The organism is Herbaspirillum autotrophicum, from assembly GCF_001189915.1.
In the GTDB taxonomy this organism is placed as follows: Bacteria; Pseudomonadota; Gammaproteobacteria; order Burkholderiales; family Burkholderiaceae_D; genus Herbaspirillum; species Herbaspirillum autotrophicum.
This window is the reverse complement of record NZ_LFLS01000031.1, coordinates 61,358-77,100: the sequence shown is the minus strand read 5'-3', so window position 1 is coordinate 77,100 and position 15,743 is coordinate 61,358. Positions and strand designations below refer to the sequence as shown.

The following is a 15,743-nucleotide window of genomic DNA, read 5'->3' as shown; positions in this document are numbered from 1 at the left end:
TCATCCGAACAACTGGTCTCGCCGATTTCGATAGCTTTTCTGCGAGTTTCTTTCTCGCGCTGCATTTTTCCTGAGCATGTTGTCACGACAGACTCCCGTCCCAACTCAAATTTCTCATTCATTCATCCCGATTTATCTTCATACTCCAGCTTCGATCTCTTTCCGAGCAACCCTGTTGCGCAATCTGCCTCATCCATAGCGTAAAAGAAAGACCAATGACGATTACCGAACTGCCTTTTCGGGCAACAACAGAGCAAGCATGCGAGTGGCTTGAAAGTCACATGAAAACACCGTGGACCTTGGCGCACCTGATCGAGAGTGGTTTGATTCCCTATGTCTGGCTGGACTACGACGCTGACTATCCGGAGTTGTTCGGCGATGCGAATGGCGGTTATCCGGCACCGATATTTTTTGAAGGCGATACCCAGCGGCTGGTTGCTGGCAGCGAGGATGTGCTGATCACCACCACCAAAGACGTCTATCGGATCGTGGCGCAACTCAAGCCTCCCGGTTTTCGACGGGCTTTGCATGAATTGCGGTTTTTGAAGAAAGACTTGGAGCGCCTGGTAAAAAAACTCAAGCGCGATGCGGAACCGAAGCCGGTTGAGGAAGCGAAGGAATCACAAGCCGGTATCAATAAAGATCAGGTATTGATGGCATTTGCCAGCCTGGTAAAAATTGATCTGGCGAAGTCACTTGCGGGTGCCGGCGGTATTTTTGGCGATGAAGGCGCAAGGGTGAAAAGCAGTGCGGCAAAATCAAAAAACAAAGCTGTCTGGAACCCTGTCACATTGGCGCTGGGATTGAATGACGTCTATCGGGTGCCGTTACCGCATCTGAAGAGAGCATTCAGTACGCACGATTTTTTGCAGGAATGGGCTGCGGAATGGAATCAGACACTGATCTTGTTGGGCAAATAGCAGTCGCGCAGACCTTCCTGTTTCCTGCACCACCCATGCTGCGATGCTGATGACGCAGGTATGCGGGCATGGGTTACTTTGGAGTTCGCGATGAACAGTTTTCAGTATTCTTGTATCAATATCGTCGGTGCTCCGGGATCTGGCACGACCACGCGGGGACACGCACTGGCCTCCCGGCTCAATATTCATTTCGAGGATGCGGATGGCTTCTACTGGAAGCCCTCCAACCCACCGTTTTCAGAAAAATACGATCCGGGAGTCCGGCTGACGATGCTTCTTGAAAGCATCTCCGGATACAACTCATCCGTCATCGCCGGTTCGGTTTGCGGCTGGGGCACCGCATTGGAAGAGTCGTTTGACCTTGTGGTGTTTTTCTCACTGCCTACAGCACTGCGACTGCAGCGGATCGAAGCCAGGGAGATCGCATTATTTTGTAAGGCGAATCCGGAATTTCTTGCATGGGCGGCGCAATACGACGAAGGCAGATTACCCGGCCGCAGTCGTGCCCGTCACGAAGCTTGGCTGGCAAGTCGCCGCTGCCCCGTCTTGATGCTGGAGAGCGATCAGACCGTCGATGACCGGGTCGAAGAGGTGATCAGATTTGCTGCGCAAATGCGTGAATCGGGCTGACAACGTACGTCATCTCAGGCGTGCAGGGGAAATCGCACAATGGCATTCAAGCCGGCAATCTCGCCGTCAACCATGCGATTTTCCAGGCTGATTTGTGCCTGCATGGAATCGGCGATCTCTCCGCATATGGTCAGTCCCAGGCCACCGGATGAATCGTTGGATGAAAATGCCTTGAAGATGCGGCCGGCAAGATCATCGCTGATACCGCCACCGCTATCCCATACGCAAAGCTCGACATTCTTTTCGGTCGCCGCAATACGAATGCCGAGCCGGGAGTCGACAGGCGTGTACCGGATAGCATTGTGCAGCAGATTGGAAATCAATTCGCCGACCATCCATGGATGACCCAGCACATGGACCTTTTGCGCATCGAGTTCGAAATCCAGATTCTTGTCGGCAATCAAGGGCGACAGGTCGACCGCCGTTTCGCGCGCCAGCATGCTGAGATCGCAGGATTCCTGAATGCCGCGTCCACGCAATTGTTCGACCTTGGCCAACGACAGCAATTGATTGGCCAGATTGGTGGCGCGATCCACGGTGCCGGACATTTCTTCGAGAATCACATGCGCCGGCGCATCACCGCGCAAGCCGGATTGCAATTGTGTTTTGAGTACGGCAAGCGGTGTTCGCAATTGATGCGAAGCATTGGCGACGAAACGTTGCTGGTGTCCCAGCAAGCGTTGCAGGCGCGCCATCAGCTGGTTCAATGCGTTGACGAAAGGTTGCAATTCGCGCGGTGTGGCCGGACTTGATACCGGTGATAAATCATCGGCCGGCCGCTCATCAAGTTGCTTGCGCAAGGCATCGACCGGCCGCAATGCACGCGACACAACGTATAGCGTGACCGACATGATCACCACCAGCAAGGCCGCCTGACGGATCAGGGTTTCCCAGAAAATCTTGCGCGCCAGTGCGCTGCGGTTTTCAATGGTTTCTGCTACCTGTACCAATGCCGCGCCGCGCGGGTCGTTGGTGACGACCGGCTGAAACAAGGCCGCAACGCGCACCGGGACGCCGTTGTAGGTATCTTCGTAAATATGCGCGAGCGAGGGATAGATCGCATACTTTTCCGGTTTGCCGGAAAATTTCGGCAGCGCTTCGTCGCCCGACAAGAATTCGCCGTTCAAGCCATTGATGCGATAGATCATGCGGCTGGAATAATCGGTTTCATAAATTTCGAGCGCCGCGTAAGGCAAGGACACTTTCAGTTCATCATTTTCGATGCGCAGCAAATCCCCGATCGAATGCACCGAAGCGATCAACATCCTGTCATAGGCAGTGTTGACCGAATCGAGCGTGTTCCGGTACAGCGAAAAGGAATCAATGACGATGAACAGCGCAATCGGTGAAATGATCCACGCCAGCAAATAATTGCGGACGGAACGCGGCCGGGAAAAGAGGCGCATTATGCGCCGGCAGCGGGTTGCACCCGCAACAGATAACCGAGACCGCGCAGCGTCATGATCTCAGTACGGGTGTGTACCAATTTCTTGCGCAGGCGATGCACGATCACTTCAATCGCCTCGATCTGCACGTTTTCTTCCAGCGGGAAGACCAGGCGGAACAGGCGTTCCTTGGTCACTGCATGGCCCGGTTTGGCGATCAGTGCTTTCAACAGATTGTGTTCGCGCGGCGTAAATTCCAAAGCATCGTCACCACAATAGAAGGCGCCGGAGCTGTGTTCGAAACGCAAATCGCCACATTTCTGGATGCTTTCTTCAGCATTGCCCTTGCGCCGCAACAAGGCCCGGATGCGGGCGTCGAGTTCATCCAGATCGAATGGTTTGGCCAGATAATCGTCAGCACCCGCATTGAGACCGACCACCCGATCACCAACTGCCCCGCGCGCGGTCAGCACAATCACCGGGGTGTGAATGTTTTGCGAGCGGATCCGTTGCAACAGGTGCAGCCCGTCCAGCCCGGGAATATTCAGGTCGAGTACCACCAGATCGCCGATGGCATCCTTGATGTGCGACAGCGCACTGATGCCGTCGGCACAATGCGTGACCTGAAAGCCGCGACGCTCCAGGGCGCGCAGCAGCGCTTTCGACATGTCGATGTCGTCTTCCACCAGCAGGATATGCATGATCTCCAATATTCTTGTTGCAACGGCCAGCTCCCGATCAATCGTGAGCTGGCCATGGCTTTATACAATTAAACGCGTTCCGAGGCCAGTCCTGATCAATCCGGAGCAAAGTGAAAGCAGAATGAAAGCAAGCGGAAAGCCTAATGCAAGAAAACTCCGGGAATCGAGGTTCCGGAAATAGTCAAAGCCGGCCGCCTGACATACACTGCCGCACATTACCCCATGTGCCATGCACTTAATCACTTAACTCATAAAAATAACCAGGAGACATCATGTTGCAGCCCCTGATCAAAAGTCTGATCGCTCTGGCCCTCGTTGTTCCGGCAATCTCGTATGCGCAGGATACCTGTAGCAATCGCGGCGATCTCGATATGCAATATTGCGACGCCAATAAAGATCTGGTCGCCGATACACCGACTGATCCCAAGAAGCTGAAGAATCCGAATACACTGGTGTTTACATTCACACCGGTCGAAGATCCGGCCGTCTACGACAAGATTTTCAAACCATTCACTGATTACCTGGCGCAATGCACCAGCAAGAAAGTGGTGTTCTTCCAGGTGCAATCCAATGCCGCGGAAATCGAAGCCATGCGTTCCGGTCGTTTGCATGTAGGCGGTTTCTCGCCGGGACCGACCAATTTCGCCGTCAACATCGCCGGTGCCGTACCGTTTGCCGTGATTGGCGATGCCAAGGGTTATCAAGGTTATACGCTCAATGTGATCGTCAGAAAAGACAGCACGATTCAAAAGATGAGCGATCTCAAGGGCAAGAAGGTTGCACACACTGCACCGTCTTCCAACTCCGGTCACATGGCACCGATGGCCTTGTTCCCGAAAGCTGGCGTCGTGCCTGACAAGGATTACAAGATCATCTTTTCCGGCAAGCACGATCAATCGATTCTCGGCGTCAATTCCGGCGATTACGATGCCGCGGCAATTGCTTCGGACGTGTTTGATCGCATGGTTGAGCGCGGCGTCATCAAGGCCGACAACTTCCGCGTGATCTATCGCAGTGAAAAATTCCCGACCCAGGATTTTGCCTACGCACATGATCTGGAACCGGTGTTCCGTGATCGCATGCTGAAATGCTTCTACGACTATCGCTTTACCGATGAGTTGAAAAAAGCCTTTGCCGGCGCCGACCGCTTCTTCCCTATCGACTACAAGAAGGACTTCGAAATGGTGCGCTACGTAGCCCATGCCGCCGGCGAATCCTTCAACCGTGCCGCTTACGAAAAGCAGCAGTCCGGCAAAAAGTAATACCGCGACCGGCTGCATCATCCCGCCTCTTCGGGATGATGCAGCCGGTCTGAATCACCCCTCGCAGTTTCCAGAAAAAGCATTTTGTAACAGTCCGGTCTTTCGCTCATGCGCGAAGACTGCGGGATGTCACATCCCAATTTTTTGATAGAAAGTCCCTTGTCATGTCACACGCGATAGAAATCGACGGTCTGGTTAAAGAGTACAAACCGGGCCACCCCATACTCAAGGGCATCAATCTCAATATTGGCGATGAAGGACTGGTCGCGATCATCGGTCCCTCCGGCACCGGCAAATCGACACTGATCCGCTGCATCAATCGCCTGGTCGATCCCAGCAAGGGCGCGATCTGGTTCAATAGCGGTGGCACGCGCGTCAATCTGGCAGAATTGCGCGGCCGCAGTTTGCGCGAAGCACGGCGTCATATCGGCATGGTGTTCCAGGAATACAATCTGGTCGAACGCTTGTCGGTGATGGAAAACCTGTTGTGCGGCCGGCTCGGCTATGTCAGTGCCTGGACAGCATGGCGGCGCAAGTTTCCCAAGGAAGACATCGCTTACGCATTTCAATTGCTGGATACCGTCGGTCTCGGCGCCTTCGCTAACCAGCGTGCCGATGCCTTGTCCGGTGGCCAGCGTCAGCGTGTCGGCATTGCCCGCGCATTGATGCAAAGACCGCGCTTGCTGCTGGCGGATGAACCGACCTCGTCGCTCGATCCCAAGACGTCGTTTGAAATCATTTCCTTGCTCAAGGAACAAGGCCGTGCGCAAAAAATTCCGGTGATCGTGAATATCCATGATGTCGAACTGGCCAAGCGTTACGCCGACCGTATCATCGGTATGTCCGGCGGTCATGTGGTGTATGACGGCAGCCCTGAAAATCTCAGTGATGATTTCCTGAAACAGATTTACGGCGGTGAGGACTGGTTGTCATGAGCGCCGTGCAAAGTCAATCACGCATCAGTCTGGCCTTTCGTCCCAGCCTGACGACGCGCGTCATCATTTATCTGATCCTGGCGTATGCGGTCTATGCCGCCTCACAGCTGGGGTTTTCCTGGGACCGCTTTGCTTCCGGTCTCGGCAATGGCGGCAAATTTCTGGCGCGCATGTTTCCGCCTGATCTGAGCAAGGGCGACATCCTCTGGGGCGGCATCAAGGAAACCTTGCAAATCGCGGTGCTGGCATCGCTGTTCGGTATTCTGTTGAGCTTGCCTATCGGACTGATGGGGGCGCGCAATCTGATGCCGGCGTGGGTATCGTGGCCGGCGCGGGCGTTTGTGTCGGTCTGTCGTTCACTGCATCCGGTGATTGTTGCGATTCTGTTCGTCAAGGCAGTCGGTTTCGGCGCATTGGCCGGCGTGCTGGCACTGATCGTTGCCTCGATTGGTTTTATCGGCAAACTGTTTGCGGAAGCGATTGAGGAAATCTCGATCAAACAAGTGGAAGCGATTCGTGCAACCGGTGCTTCGTTCATGAACGTGATTCTGTACGGCGTATTGCCGCAAGTGCTGTCGCGCTTCGTTGGCTTTTCCACCTATCAGCTCGATTCCAATCTGCGCAATTCGACCATGGTCGGTATTGTCGGTGCGGGTGGTGTCGGCGGCGTATTGTTCTCTGCCTTCCAACGCTTCGATTACGATTTCGTATTCACGATTCTGATCACGATCATCGCCATCATCGTCGTCGGTGAACTGCTGGCCAATTCAGTCAAGAAGGTGTTCAATGTCTGATACCGTACTCTCAGCGCCGGGCTCGTTGGCTACCAACGAGCGTATCTGGCAACGCCATACCCTGTCGCAAAAACTGTTGCGCTTCAGCGTGTGGCTGGTGATTGCGCTGGCGGTCATGCAATCGCTGCGCTATATCGAAGTGATCCCGGAATTCCTGTATGACGCACCGGAACAGATGGGCGACATGCTCGGCCGCATGTGGCCAATCGACTGGGCTTACTATGCCAGCGACGTCCAGGCCGGACTGGTGGAAACGCTGCATATTGCGACACTGGGTACTTTGCTGTCCATCGTGCTGGCCATTCCGTTCGGTTTGCTGGTGGCATCCAATCTGACGCAAAATCGCCTGCTCAATCTGCTGGCGCGCATCGTGCTGGTTGCCAGCCGTTCGGTCAACTCGCTGGTCTGGGCCTTGCTGTTTCTGGCAATTTTCGGCCCCGGTCCGGTGGCGGGAACCTTGGCGATTGCATTCCGTTCCATCGGTTTTGTCGGCAAGATGGTTGGCGAAACCATTGAGCAGATGCCACGTGGTCCGATTGAAGCCTTGCAGGCTTCCGGTGCCGGCAAGTTTTCTGAAATCTGGTATGGCTACTGGCCGCAACTGCGACCGGCGTTTCTATCGATCATTCTGTTGCGCTGGGATATCAATGTGCGCGAATCGGCAGTGCTCGGTATCGTCGGCGCCGGTGGTATCGGCATGGTGCTGGATACGGCATTGAATCTGTTCCAGTGGCCGCGTGTGGCGACCGTGCTGGTATCGATTTTCGCGATCGTGATCGTGACGGAAATTGCCGTGACGCAAATACGTAAACGCGTTTTGTAAAGACCACAGAAGACATGAATCGCATCGTGAATCAAACTGCAGAAAATATCGACACGCTGGTTTGCGATGTCCTGGTGGTTGGTGGTGGCATCAATGGCGTCGGCATTGCCCGCGACGCTGCCGGTCGTGGCCTGTCGGTGGTCTTGTGCGAACAGGATGATCTGGCGGCGCATACCTCATCGTCGTCAAGCAAACTGATTCATGGCGGCCTGCGCTATCTGGAACATTACGAGTTCGGTCTGGTTCGCAAGGCGCTGATCGAGCGGGAAGTCTTGTTGCGTGCCGCACCGCACATCATGTGGCCGATGCGTTTCGTGATGCCGCACGATAAGGGCCAGCGCCCGGCATGGCTGATCCGTGCCGGCATGTTCTTGTACGATCATCTGGCACGGCGCGAGTTGTTGCCCGGGTCGCGCGCGATCAACTTGCGCAAGCACGCGGCGGGCGCGCCGCTGAAATCCAATTTCGTGCGCGGCTTTGTCTATTCCGATGGTTGGGTCGACGATGCCCGTCTGGTGGTACTCAATGCGATGGACGCGGCAGAACGCGGCGCCAGGATACTGACGCATACCCGTTGCGAGTCGATTGCCCGGCAAGGCGCGACCTGGCAGGCAAGCTTGCGCGATCGGCAAGGCCAGAACATCAAGGTCACCGCGCGTTGCGTTGTCAATGCTGCCGGCCCCTGGGTCGCGCAATTTCTGGAAGGGGCGGCACAACGTTCTTCCAGCAAATCGGTGCGGCTGGTCAAGGGCAGTCACATTGTCGTCAAGCGTTTGTCCCAGCACGATCATGCCTACATCTTCCAGAATCCTGATGGCCGCATCGTGTTTGCGATTCCCTACGAAAAAGAGTTCACGCTGATCGGGACCACCGATGTCGAGTATCACGGCGATACCAGCAAGGTCAGTATCTCCGCCGAAGAAATCGATTACCTGTGCACGTTGTCGAATCGCTATTTCGAAAAGGCCATCACCCCTGCCGATGTCGTCTGGTCTTATGCCGGCGTCCGGCCGTTGCTGGAAGATGCGGCAGCCGATGCTTCGGCAGTCACTCGTGATTATCAGCTCGACTTTGACGTTGAAGGCGCACCGCTGTTGTCAGTCTTCGGCGGCAAGATCACGACCTTCCGCAAACTGGCAGAAGAAGCCGTGGATCTGATCGCACCGGCGCTGGCCAATACGCAAGTCAGCTGGACCGCCAACGCCTGCCTGCCGGGCGGTGACATATTCGATGCCAGACCGGATAACCGTTCAGTACGCGAATTCGACCGCTTCATCAGCAATTTGCAACGTGACCATGCCTGGTTGCCGGCACCGCTGCTGGCGCGTTATGCGCGTGCATACGGCAGCCGCACGCAGCAATTGCTGGCGGGTTGCAAGACGATGGAAAACATGGGGGAAGAAATCCTCAGTGGCTTGTTCGCCGTCGAGGTGGACTATCTGATGCGGCAGGAATGGGCCAGTTGCGCAGCCGATATTTTATGGCGTCGCTCCAAGCTGGGATTGCATTTGCCAGCCGGCAGCGACGTCATTCTGGACAACTGGATTGCCGCGCGCAGCAGCGGCAAATCCCGGGGTCACAGTGTGGCAGAAGAAACCGATCAGGCCGTGGTCAGCAAATAAGCACCAACGCCGGCAATGCCGGCACCGGCAATACGCACCACCCGGTCGGCCATTTGTTTGCCGGCGACGACGCCGACGATCAGGCCGGTGGCATGCAGCAATGCGGTGGCCAGAATGAAGCCGGCGCCATACAGTGCCGCCGATGAACCGTGCGGCAGTTCACTGCCGTGCGCGTAACCGTGAAATACCGCGAACACCGACACCACCGCAGTGCTTGCCCACAGCGGCAATCTGACGGCAAAGGCAATCAACAGACCCAGCACGGCGACCGAAGCGGCGATACCGGTTTCAACCGATGGCAGATTCAAGCCATTGAACGCCAGCAGCGCACCGACCACCATCATCAATGGGAATGCCAGGGGCAACATCCACAGTGCCGAGCGTTTGTTTTGCGCGGCCCACAAACCGACTGCCAGCATTGCCAGCAAGTGATCGATACCGGAAAACGGATGGGAAAAGCCGGCGCCGAAACTCATCATCGAGCCGGGATGCCCGGGGTGAGCGAAAGCGCTGCCGGTGGCAAATACTGCGACTGCCAGTGCACCGGTACGCGCCAGGGTTTTGGTGGAAATGCGGAACATGTTTTTCTCCTTCTGATAAATTCTGGATAGATAGCAGCGCAATCTTCTGGCCGTAACGGCGGTCGGATCAAGCCGGCTTTTTTTGTTTTTCGTCGAGCAAACCTTGCTTGCGAATATATTCAATCACGGTTTCCACGCCATCGCCGCTGCGCAGATTGGTGAACACAAATGGCCGGTCTCCGCGCATGCGCTTGGCATCTTGCGCCATGATATCGAGATTGGCGCCGACATAGGGCGCCAGATCGGTCTTGTTGATGATCAGCAAATCAGAGCGGGTAATGCCGGGACCGCCTTTGCGCGGAATCTTTTCACCGCCGGCGACATCGATCACATAAATCGTCAAATCCGACAATTCCGGACTGAATGTTGCCGCCAGATTGTCGCCGCCGGATTCTACCAGTATCAGGTCGAGATCAGGAAAATCGGCGCTCATGCGGGCAATGGCTTCCAGATTGATGGAGGCGTCTTCGCGAATCGCGGTATGCGGGCAACCGCCGGTTTCCACGCCCATCAGACGTTCCGCCGGCAACGCATCGGCGCGCAGCAGAATTTCCATGTCTTCCTTGGTGTAGATGTCATTGGTGATGACGGCCATATCGTAATGGTCACGCATGCGCTTGCACAGCATTTCACACAGCGCGGTCTTGCCGGAGCCGACCGGGCCGCCGATACCGACGCGCAAGGGATTGGGGCTGGATGGGTTGGTCATATACAGGGCTTTCTGAAAACGGAATCCGAAAAAACAACAAACGAGATAAAGAAATACGGTGTGGCGAAATGCATGAGTGCTGGTTTGCCATTCCTGGTTTATGAACGATACAGGCGACTATATTGAATTTCATGTTGCATCGATAACAACGACAGCCCGGGCGACCAGTTCGACAGTTCGTCGTCGTTGAGAGCGGGGGCAAGTTGCGCGGCCCGTTCCAGTTCCGGCTGCAGCGACAATAGCAGACGTTGCCCGGAGACCTGGCCGAGCGGCACCGATTTGACACAAACCAGCACCTGATTCTCGGCCCACGAAAACAACATGCCCAGCAACGCTGCATCATGCGGCACATTCAAGGCCACAGCGGCATAGGCCAATGCGGTCGGCAGCGGGATTTCGGGTTGCGCCAGCAACAGGGCATGCAAATCGGCATCGCCAATCTGCAGATCGCCGGCCAGCTTGCCGAGCGAATATCCCATCTGAATGGTTTCGGCACGGAACTCCGCCGTATCACGTGCGGCAATAAAGCGCTCGGTCCACAGTTGTACGGCATCGGCATCGCGTGCCGCAAAAGCATGCAGCAAGCGCCACAGCACCGGTGCCTCGAAGCGGGCGACGACTTCGTGCAAGGTATCGACGATCCAGCGGCGGGCGCTGGCTTCATCCTTGACAGTGCCATTTTCGAGCGCCGCTTCCAGGCCTTGCGAATAGCTGTACGCACCAATCGGCAGTGACGGACTGGTCAGTTGCAACAGGTGCAGCAAGGCTTGGGCATGCATGGCGCTGATCCTTATTCCGGCTTGTCGCCGGGGCGATGAATTTTTTGCCGCAGCGGAATCGGCGCCAGCGGATGACGGTCATCGCCGTGATGGTGATGGCCGCCGCCATAGGCACCCGATTCCGGTTCGAATGGGGCTTGTTCGGCCCGCACGCGTGCACCCAGTCCTTCCAGCATTTCCTTGAGTACCGCATCCATCCGAATGCGCAAAAAACTGGTGCCGGCTTCGCTGGCGATCTGCGCCTGCGTATGCCGGTTACCCAAATGGAATGCGCAACGCAGCAGATGTTGAGCGTTATCCCCCTCCACCCGATACGTTTCTTCTTTGGCGGCCGTGATCTTGATCACCCGGCCGTCATCGCCGCGCAACAAATCGCCGTCACGCAAGATGGTGCCGCGCACCGTGAATACGGCGACTTCTTCGCCCGATTGCAGCGTCGCCCGCAGACGACTTTTTTCGCGTTGATCGTAAGGCAGGATGAGCTCGCCGTCGATCCGGTCGCTCTGATCTGTTTTGGTATTGAGAGTCAACATGAGGGATCCGCTTAAAATAAAAAGTAACGTTGTGCCAGCGGCAAAATCCTGGCTGGTTCGCACACCAGCAACTCGCCGTCAGCGCGCACTTCATAGGTTTCGGAATCGACTTCCATGCGCGGCGTGGCGCCGTTGTGAATCATGTCGCGCTTGCGCAGATGGCGCATGTTCTTGACTGCGACCAGTGGCTTGTTGAGTTTCAGCATATCGCCGATGCCGCTGTCGAAAGCCGCTTGCGACACAAAGGTCATCGAGGTTTTCAAGCCACCGCCGTAGGCGCCGAACATCATGCGGTAATGTACCGGTTGCGGGGTTGGAATCGAGGCGTTGGGGTCACCCATTTGCGCCGCCGCGATCATGCCGCTCTTGAGAATCATCGACGGCTTGGCGCCGAAGAAGGCCGGCTTCCACAAAACGATGTCTGCCACCTTGCCGACTTCCAGCGAACCGACCACATGCGAAATGCCATGGGTGATCGCCGGGTTGATGGTGTACTTGGCGACATAGCGCTTGACGCGGAAGTTATCGTTGCGCGACGGATCTTGTGCCAGCGAACCGCGTTGCACCTTCATCTTGTGCGCCGTCTGCCAGGTGCGCATGATGACTTCGCCAACCCGGCCCATGGCTTGTGAATCGGACGACATCATCGAGATCGCACCGATGTCATGCAAGATATCTTCCGCGGCAATCGTCTCGCGCCGGATGCGCGACTCGGCAAAGGCAATGTCTTCGGCAATGGCCGGATCCAGGTGATGGCAGACCATCAGCATGTCCAGATGTTCGTCGAGCGTATTGACGGTGAAGGGCCGGGTCGGATTGGTCGATGACGGCAACACATTGCTCTGGCCGACGGCGGCGATGATATCCGGCGCGTGACCACCACCTGCACCCTCGGTGTGGAAGGTATGGATGGTGCGGTCCTTGAACGCCGCCAGCGTGTGTTCCAGGAAGCCGCCTTCATTGAGCGTGTCGCTGTGAATCGCCACTTGCACATCCATGCGGTCAGCCACCGACAGGCAGTTGTCGATGGCGGCCGGAGTCGAACCCCAGTCCTCATGCAGCTTGAGGCCAATGGCGCCGGCATTGACCTGTTCTTCAAGCGGCGTCGGCAAACTGACGTTGCCCTTGCCGAGGAAACCCAGATTCATCGGAAACGCGTCGGCTGCCGACAGCATCGAATGGATATGCCACGGTCCGGGCGTACACGTGGTCGCCGCAGTGCCGACCGCCGGTCCGGTGCCGCCGCCAATCATGGTGGTGACGCCGCTCATCAGCGCTTCTTCGATTTGTTGCGGACAGATGAAGTGGATATGCGTATCGACGCCACCGGCGGTCACGATCAAGCCTTCACCGGCGATGATTTCGGTGGCGCCGCCGATGGCCATTGTGACGTTCGGCTGAATATCCGGATTGCCGGCCTTGCCGATGCCGGCGATCTTGCCGCCCTTGATGCCGATATCGGCTTTGACGATACCCCAGTGATCAAGGATCACGGCGTTGGTGATCACGGTGTCCATCACCTCGTTGTGATTGCGTTGCGACTGGCCCATGCCATCGCGAATCACCTTGCCGCCGCCGAATTTGACTTCCTCGCCGTAGGTGGTGAAGTCCTGTTCGATTTCAATGAACAATTCGGTATCGGCCAGGCGCAGGCGATCACCGGTAGTGGGACCAAACATTTCCGCATAGGCTTGCCGCGAAATCTTGCTCATGACTGACTTCCCTTCTTGCTGTCGAGTGCGCCCATCACTTTGCCGTTGAAGCCGTAGACCTTGCGCTCACCTGCCAGCGCCACCAGCTCTACCGTACGTGATTGGCCCGGCTCGAAGCGCACGGCAGTGCCGGACGCGATATTGAGGCGCATGCCATACGCCGTTTCGCGGTCGAATTGCAAGGCCGGATTGGTTTCGTAAAAATGAAAATGCGAGCCGATCTGGATCGGCCGGTCACCGCTGTTGGCAACCTTTACCGTGCATGTGGGACGACCGACATTGAGTTCGATATCGCCGGGTTCCACCAGCATTTCACCTGGAATCATGGTGCTTCCTCTGCAATAAGAATCGATGTTATGGAATCGGATGATGCACGGTCACCAGCTTGGTGCCGTCCGGGAAAGTTGCCTCGACCTGGATGTCGGGAATCATTTCGGCGATGCCATCCATGACATCGGCGCGGCTCAATATTCGGGTGCCTTCCGACATCAGTTCGGCCACCGTGCGGCCATCGCGCGCACCTTCCATGATGGCCGCCGTGATCAAGGCTACGGCTTCCGGATAATTCAATTTCAGGCCACGCGCCTTGCGGCGTTCTGCCAGCAGCGCAGCGGTGAAGATGAGCAGCTTGTCTTTTTCGCGAGGGGTCAGTTCCATGATTGTTCCTAGGTATTCCAGATGCGCGGGATTACCGCTTCGTGTGTCATCAATTCCGGTCGGATGCGCTGCCATGCACGCGTCATCCAGTGGCGCGCCGATTCGCTGGAGTGACCTAGATAGCGTGCCACCAGTACCTGTTTCATTTGTGTGGCGCCACTGCGGCCATCCTCTGCGGCGACTGCGGTTTCTTCACGCAGGGTTTGCAGGAAAGCCGGCGTCATGGTCTTTCCCACCGCGATCAGGGTCGCGCATACCGTGTAGCCGGCCAGCGACAGCGGACTGTGCATGGAGGCAGCATGGGCATGCAGGACGCCTTGTTCGAACCAGAGCAATTTGCCGTCGCGTCGGATGCTGGTGCGCTGACCGACGCTGCCACGGGTAAACGACTCGCCTGAGGCGGTACGACCGAAGCACAGGATTTCACCGCCGATATAACTGGCATCGACCGCCAGCGTGACCTTGTGTTCCAGGCGGACATCGGCTTCGTTGAAGAAAATGGTTTCTTGCGGCAGCCATTCCAGGCGGGCGCCGGCAGCGGCTTGCAGCGTGACGTATTGGTGCGAGAGATTACCGTTGGCGCGATACCATTTACCGGCACCGGGTGTGGTCAGTAATGCGTGGGCCTGATCGCCGAGCGTGGCGTCGATGTGCAACTCATCGCCGCCGACAATGCCGCCCGGCGGGTGCACGATGATGGCGTGGCAGATCGAAGGGTGTTCGGGATACAGCGGTTTTTGCACCCGCAACGGACCAAAGTGGCTGCGCTCGGTCATGCGAGTGACGCCGGCGTCGTCGCTGAAGCCCAGCCGCAAACGCGCCACGTCATGGCGTGGTCCCACGCCCGGCACTGCGTCCGGAGCGGCTGCGGCAATGGCTGGATCAGTGAGACGTTTCATGTGTTGTCGGGGACGGACAAGTCCCTTTTATAGCAGACCTCCGGCAAAAAGGCACGAGGCCATCTGCCCGGCCTGACGGTACGTGACGAGACATGCATGGCGCTATACCGCGAGATGCCGTTTGACGTTGTCGTCATCCATCTGGTCGCGGGTGCCGGCCACCACCACTTCACCACGCGACATGACGACAAAGTTGTCGGCCAGCTCACGCGCAAAATCGAAATATTGTTCACACAACAAGATGCCGATGTCGCCGCGTGCGCGCAACAAACTGATGACGCGCCCGATATCCTTGATGATCGATGGCTGGATCCCTTCGGTCGGTTCATCCAGAATGATTAGTTTCGGTTCGGCCAGCAAGGCGCGGGCAATCGCCAGTTGCTGTTGCTGACCGCCGGACAGATCGCCGCCGCGACGATGCAGCATTTCCTTGAGCACCGGGAACAGTTCGTACACTTCGCCTTTGATGACCGAGGCTTGCTTGCCGGATTTGGTGGCCATGCCCATCAACAGATTTTCTTCCACCGTCAGACGGGCGAAGATTTCGCGTCCCTGCGGGACATAGGCAATACCGAGTGCAGCGCGCTGATGCGGTTTCAGCTTGGTGATGTCGCGACCTTCCAGCGACACGCTGCCGGTGGCCACCGGCAGCACCCCCATCAGGCATTTGAGCAAGGTGGTTTTGCCGACGCCGTTGCGGCCCAGCAGCGTCATGCATTTGCCTTTTTCGACATTGAGCGAAACACCGCGCAGCGTATGCGAGGAACCGTAGTATTGGTTCAGTTGATTGACTTGCAGCAT

General features: G+C 56.8%; 18 protein-coding genes. 7 read left to right on the top strand and 11 right to left on the bottom strand.

Translation table 11 applies throughout. The features are described 5' to 3' along the window. Positions 1 to 281 precede the first annotated feature (281 nt). On the top strand, positions 282 to 920 hold the full coding sequence (locus AKL27_RS20825; protein ID WP_332308359.1) for a hypothetical protein: 639 nt from the start codon (positions 282 to 284) through the stop codon (positions 918 to 920). A 90-nt stretch (positions 921 to 1,010) separates the two neighbouring features. Then, on the top strand, positions 1,011 to 1,550 hold the full coding sequence (locus AKL27_RS20820; RefSeq protein WP_050464784.1) for a P-loop NTPase family protein: 540 nt from the start codon (positions 1,011 to 1,013) through the stop codon (positions 1,548 to 1,550). Between the two features lie 14 nt (positions 1,551 to 1,564). On the opposite strand, the gene AKL27_RS20815 is transcribed toward AKL27_RS20820, so the two are convergent. Then, positions 1,565 to 2,959 (bottom strand): sensor histidine kinase, encoded by a 1,395-nt coding sequence (locus tag AKL27_RS20815; protein WP_157057032.1) that lies wholly within the window; start codon positions 2,957 to 2,959, stop codon positions 1,565 to 1,567. Next, positions 2,956 to 3,636, bottom strand: a complete 681-nt coding sequence (locus AKL27_RS20810) for a response regulator transcription factor (protein ID WP_050464782.1) — start codon at positions 3,634 to 3,636, stop codon at positions 2,956 to 2,958. Before AKL27_RS20810 ends, AKL27_RS20815 begins: the two co-directional genes overlap by 4 nt. Positions 3,637 to 3,908: 272 nt before the next feature. Between AKL27_RS20810 and phnD the strand changes: the two genes are divergently transcribed. From phnD to glpD, 5 genes are all read left to right on the top strand, one after another. Beyond that, complete coding sequence (gene phnD, locus AKL27_RS20805) at positions 3,909 to 4,898, top strand: phosphate/phosphite/phosphonate ABC transporter substrate-binding protein (RefSeq protein WP_050464781.1); 990 nt, start codon at positions 3,909 to 3,911, stop codon at positions 4,896 to 4,898. A gap of 164 nt (positions 4,899 to 5,062) precedes the next feature. Then, positions 5,063 to 5,833 carry a phosphonate ABC transporter ATP-binding protein gene (phnC, locus tag AKL27_RS20800; protein WP_050464780.1) on the top strand — a complete coding sequence of 257 codons (771 nt, stop codon included), beginning with the start codon at positions 5,063 to 5,065 and terminating at the stop codon, positions 5,831 to 5,833. Continuing rightward, positions 5,830 to 6,627, top strand: a complete 798-nt coding sequence (gene phnE, locus AKL27_RS20795) for a phosphonate ABC transporter, permease protein PhnE (RefSeq protein WP_050464779.1) — start codon at positions 5,830 to 5,832, stop codon at positions 6,625 to 6,627. Before phnC ends, phnE (AKL27_RS20795) begins: the two co-directional genes overlap by 4 nt. Continuing rightward, complete coding sequence (gene phnE / locus AKL27_RS20790; RefSeq protein WP_050464778.1) at positions 6,620 to 7,450, top strand: phosphonate ABC transporter, permease protein PhnE; 831 nt, start codon at positions 6,620 to 6,622, stop codon at positions 7,448 to 7,450. Before phnE (AKL27_RS20795) ends, phnE (AKL27_RS20790) begins: the two co-directional genes overlap by 8 nt. A gap of 26 nt (positions 7,451 to 7,476) precedes the next feature. Next, complete coding sequence (glpD, locus tag AKL27_RS20785; protein WP_232311057.1) at positions 7,477 to 9,072, top strand: glycerol-3-phosphate dehydrogenase; 1,596 nt, start codon at positions 7,477 to 7,479, stop codon at positions 9,070 to 9,072. Here glpD and AKL27_RS20780 read toward each other — a convergent pair. The 9 genes from AKL27_RS20780 to urtE all read right to left on the bottom strand — a co-directional run bounded on the left by AKL27_RS20780 (position 9,051) and on the right by urtE (position 15,743). After that, the gene (locus tag AKL27_RS20780) at positions 9,051 to 9,653 is read right to left on the bottom strand and encodes a HupE/UreJ family protein (RefSeq protein WP_050464776.1); all 603 of its coding nucleotides are present in this window, start codon (positions 9,651 to 9,653) and stop codon (positions 9,051 to 9,053) included. The two genes, glpD and AKL27_RS20780, sit on opposite strands and share 22 nt — an antisense overlap. A gap of 67 nt (positions 9,654 to 9,720) precedes the next feature. Continuing rightward, entirely contained in the window at positions 9,721 to 10,362 is a 642-nt protein-coding gene (gene ureG / locus AKL27_RS20775) for an urease accessory protein UreG (RefSeq protein WP_050464775.1), read from the bottom strand. Positions 10,363 to 10,460: 98 nt separating this feature from the next. Further along, positions 10,461 to 11,141: an urease accessory protein UreF gene (locus AKL27_RS20770; RefSeq protein WP_050464774.1), complete on the bottom strand. Its 681-nt coding sequence runs from the start codon at positions 11,139 to 11,141 to the stop codon at positions 10,461 to 10,463. 11 nt (positions 11,142 to 11,152) lie between these two features. Next, positions 11,153 to 11,674, bottom strand: a complete 522-nt coding sequence (gene ureE, locus AKL27_RS20765) for an urease accessory protein UreE (protein WP_050464773.1) — start codon at positions 11,672 to 11,674, stop codon at positions 11,153 to 11,155. Positions 11,675 to 11,685: 11 nt separating this feature from the next. Continuing rightward, positions 11,686 to 13,386 carry an urease subunit alpha gene (ureC, locus tag AKL27_RS20760; protein WP_050464772.1) on the bottom strand — a complete coding sequence of 567 codons (1,701 nt, stop codon included), beginning with the start codon at positions 13,384 to 13,386 and terminating at the stop codon, positions 11,686 to 11,688. Then, complete coding sequence (locus AKL27_RS20755; RefSeq protein WP_050464771.1) at positions 13,383 to 13,712, bottom strand: urease subunit beta; 330 nt, start codon at positions 13,710 to 13,712, stop codon at positions 13,383 to 13,385. The genes ureC and AKL27_RS20755 overlap by 4 nt, the downstream gene beginning before the upstream one ends. Positions 13,713 to 13,740: 28 nt before the next feature. Then, complete coding sequence (locus AKL27_RS20750) at positions 13,741 to 14,043, bottom strand: urease subunit gamma (protein WP_050464770.1); 303 nt, start codon at positions 14,041 to 14,043, stop codon at positions 13,741 to 13,743. An 8-nt stretch (positions 14,044 to 14,051) separates the two neighbouring features. Continuing rightward, on the bottom strand, positions 14,052 to 14,942 hold the full coding sequence (locus AKL27_RS20745) for an urease accessory protein UreD (protein ID WP_050464769.1): 891 nt from the start codon (positions 14,940 to 14,942) through the stop codon (positions 14,052 to 14,054). 102 nt (positions 14,943 to 15,044) lie between these two features. Further along, positions 15,045 to 15,743, bottom strand: a complete 699-nt coding sequence (gene urtE / locus AKL27_RS20740; RefSeq protein WP_050464768.1) for an urea ABC transporter ATP-binding subunit UrtE — start codon at positions 15,741 to 15,743, stop codon at positions 15,045 to 15,047.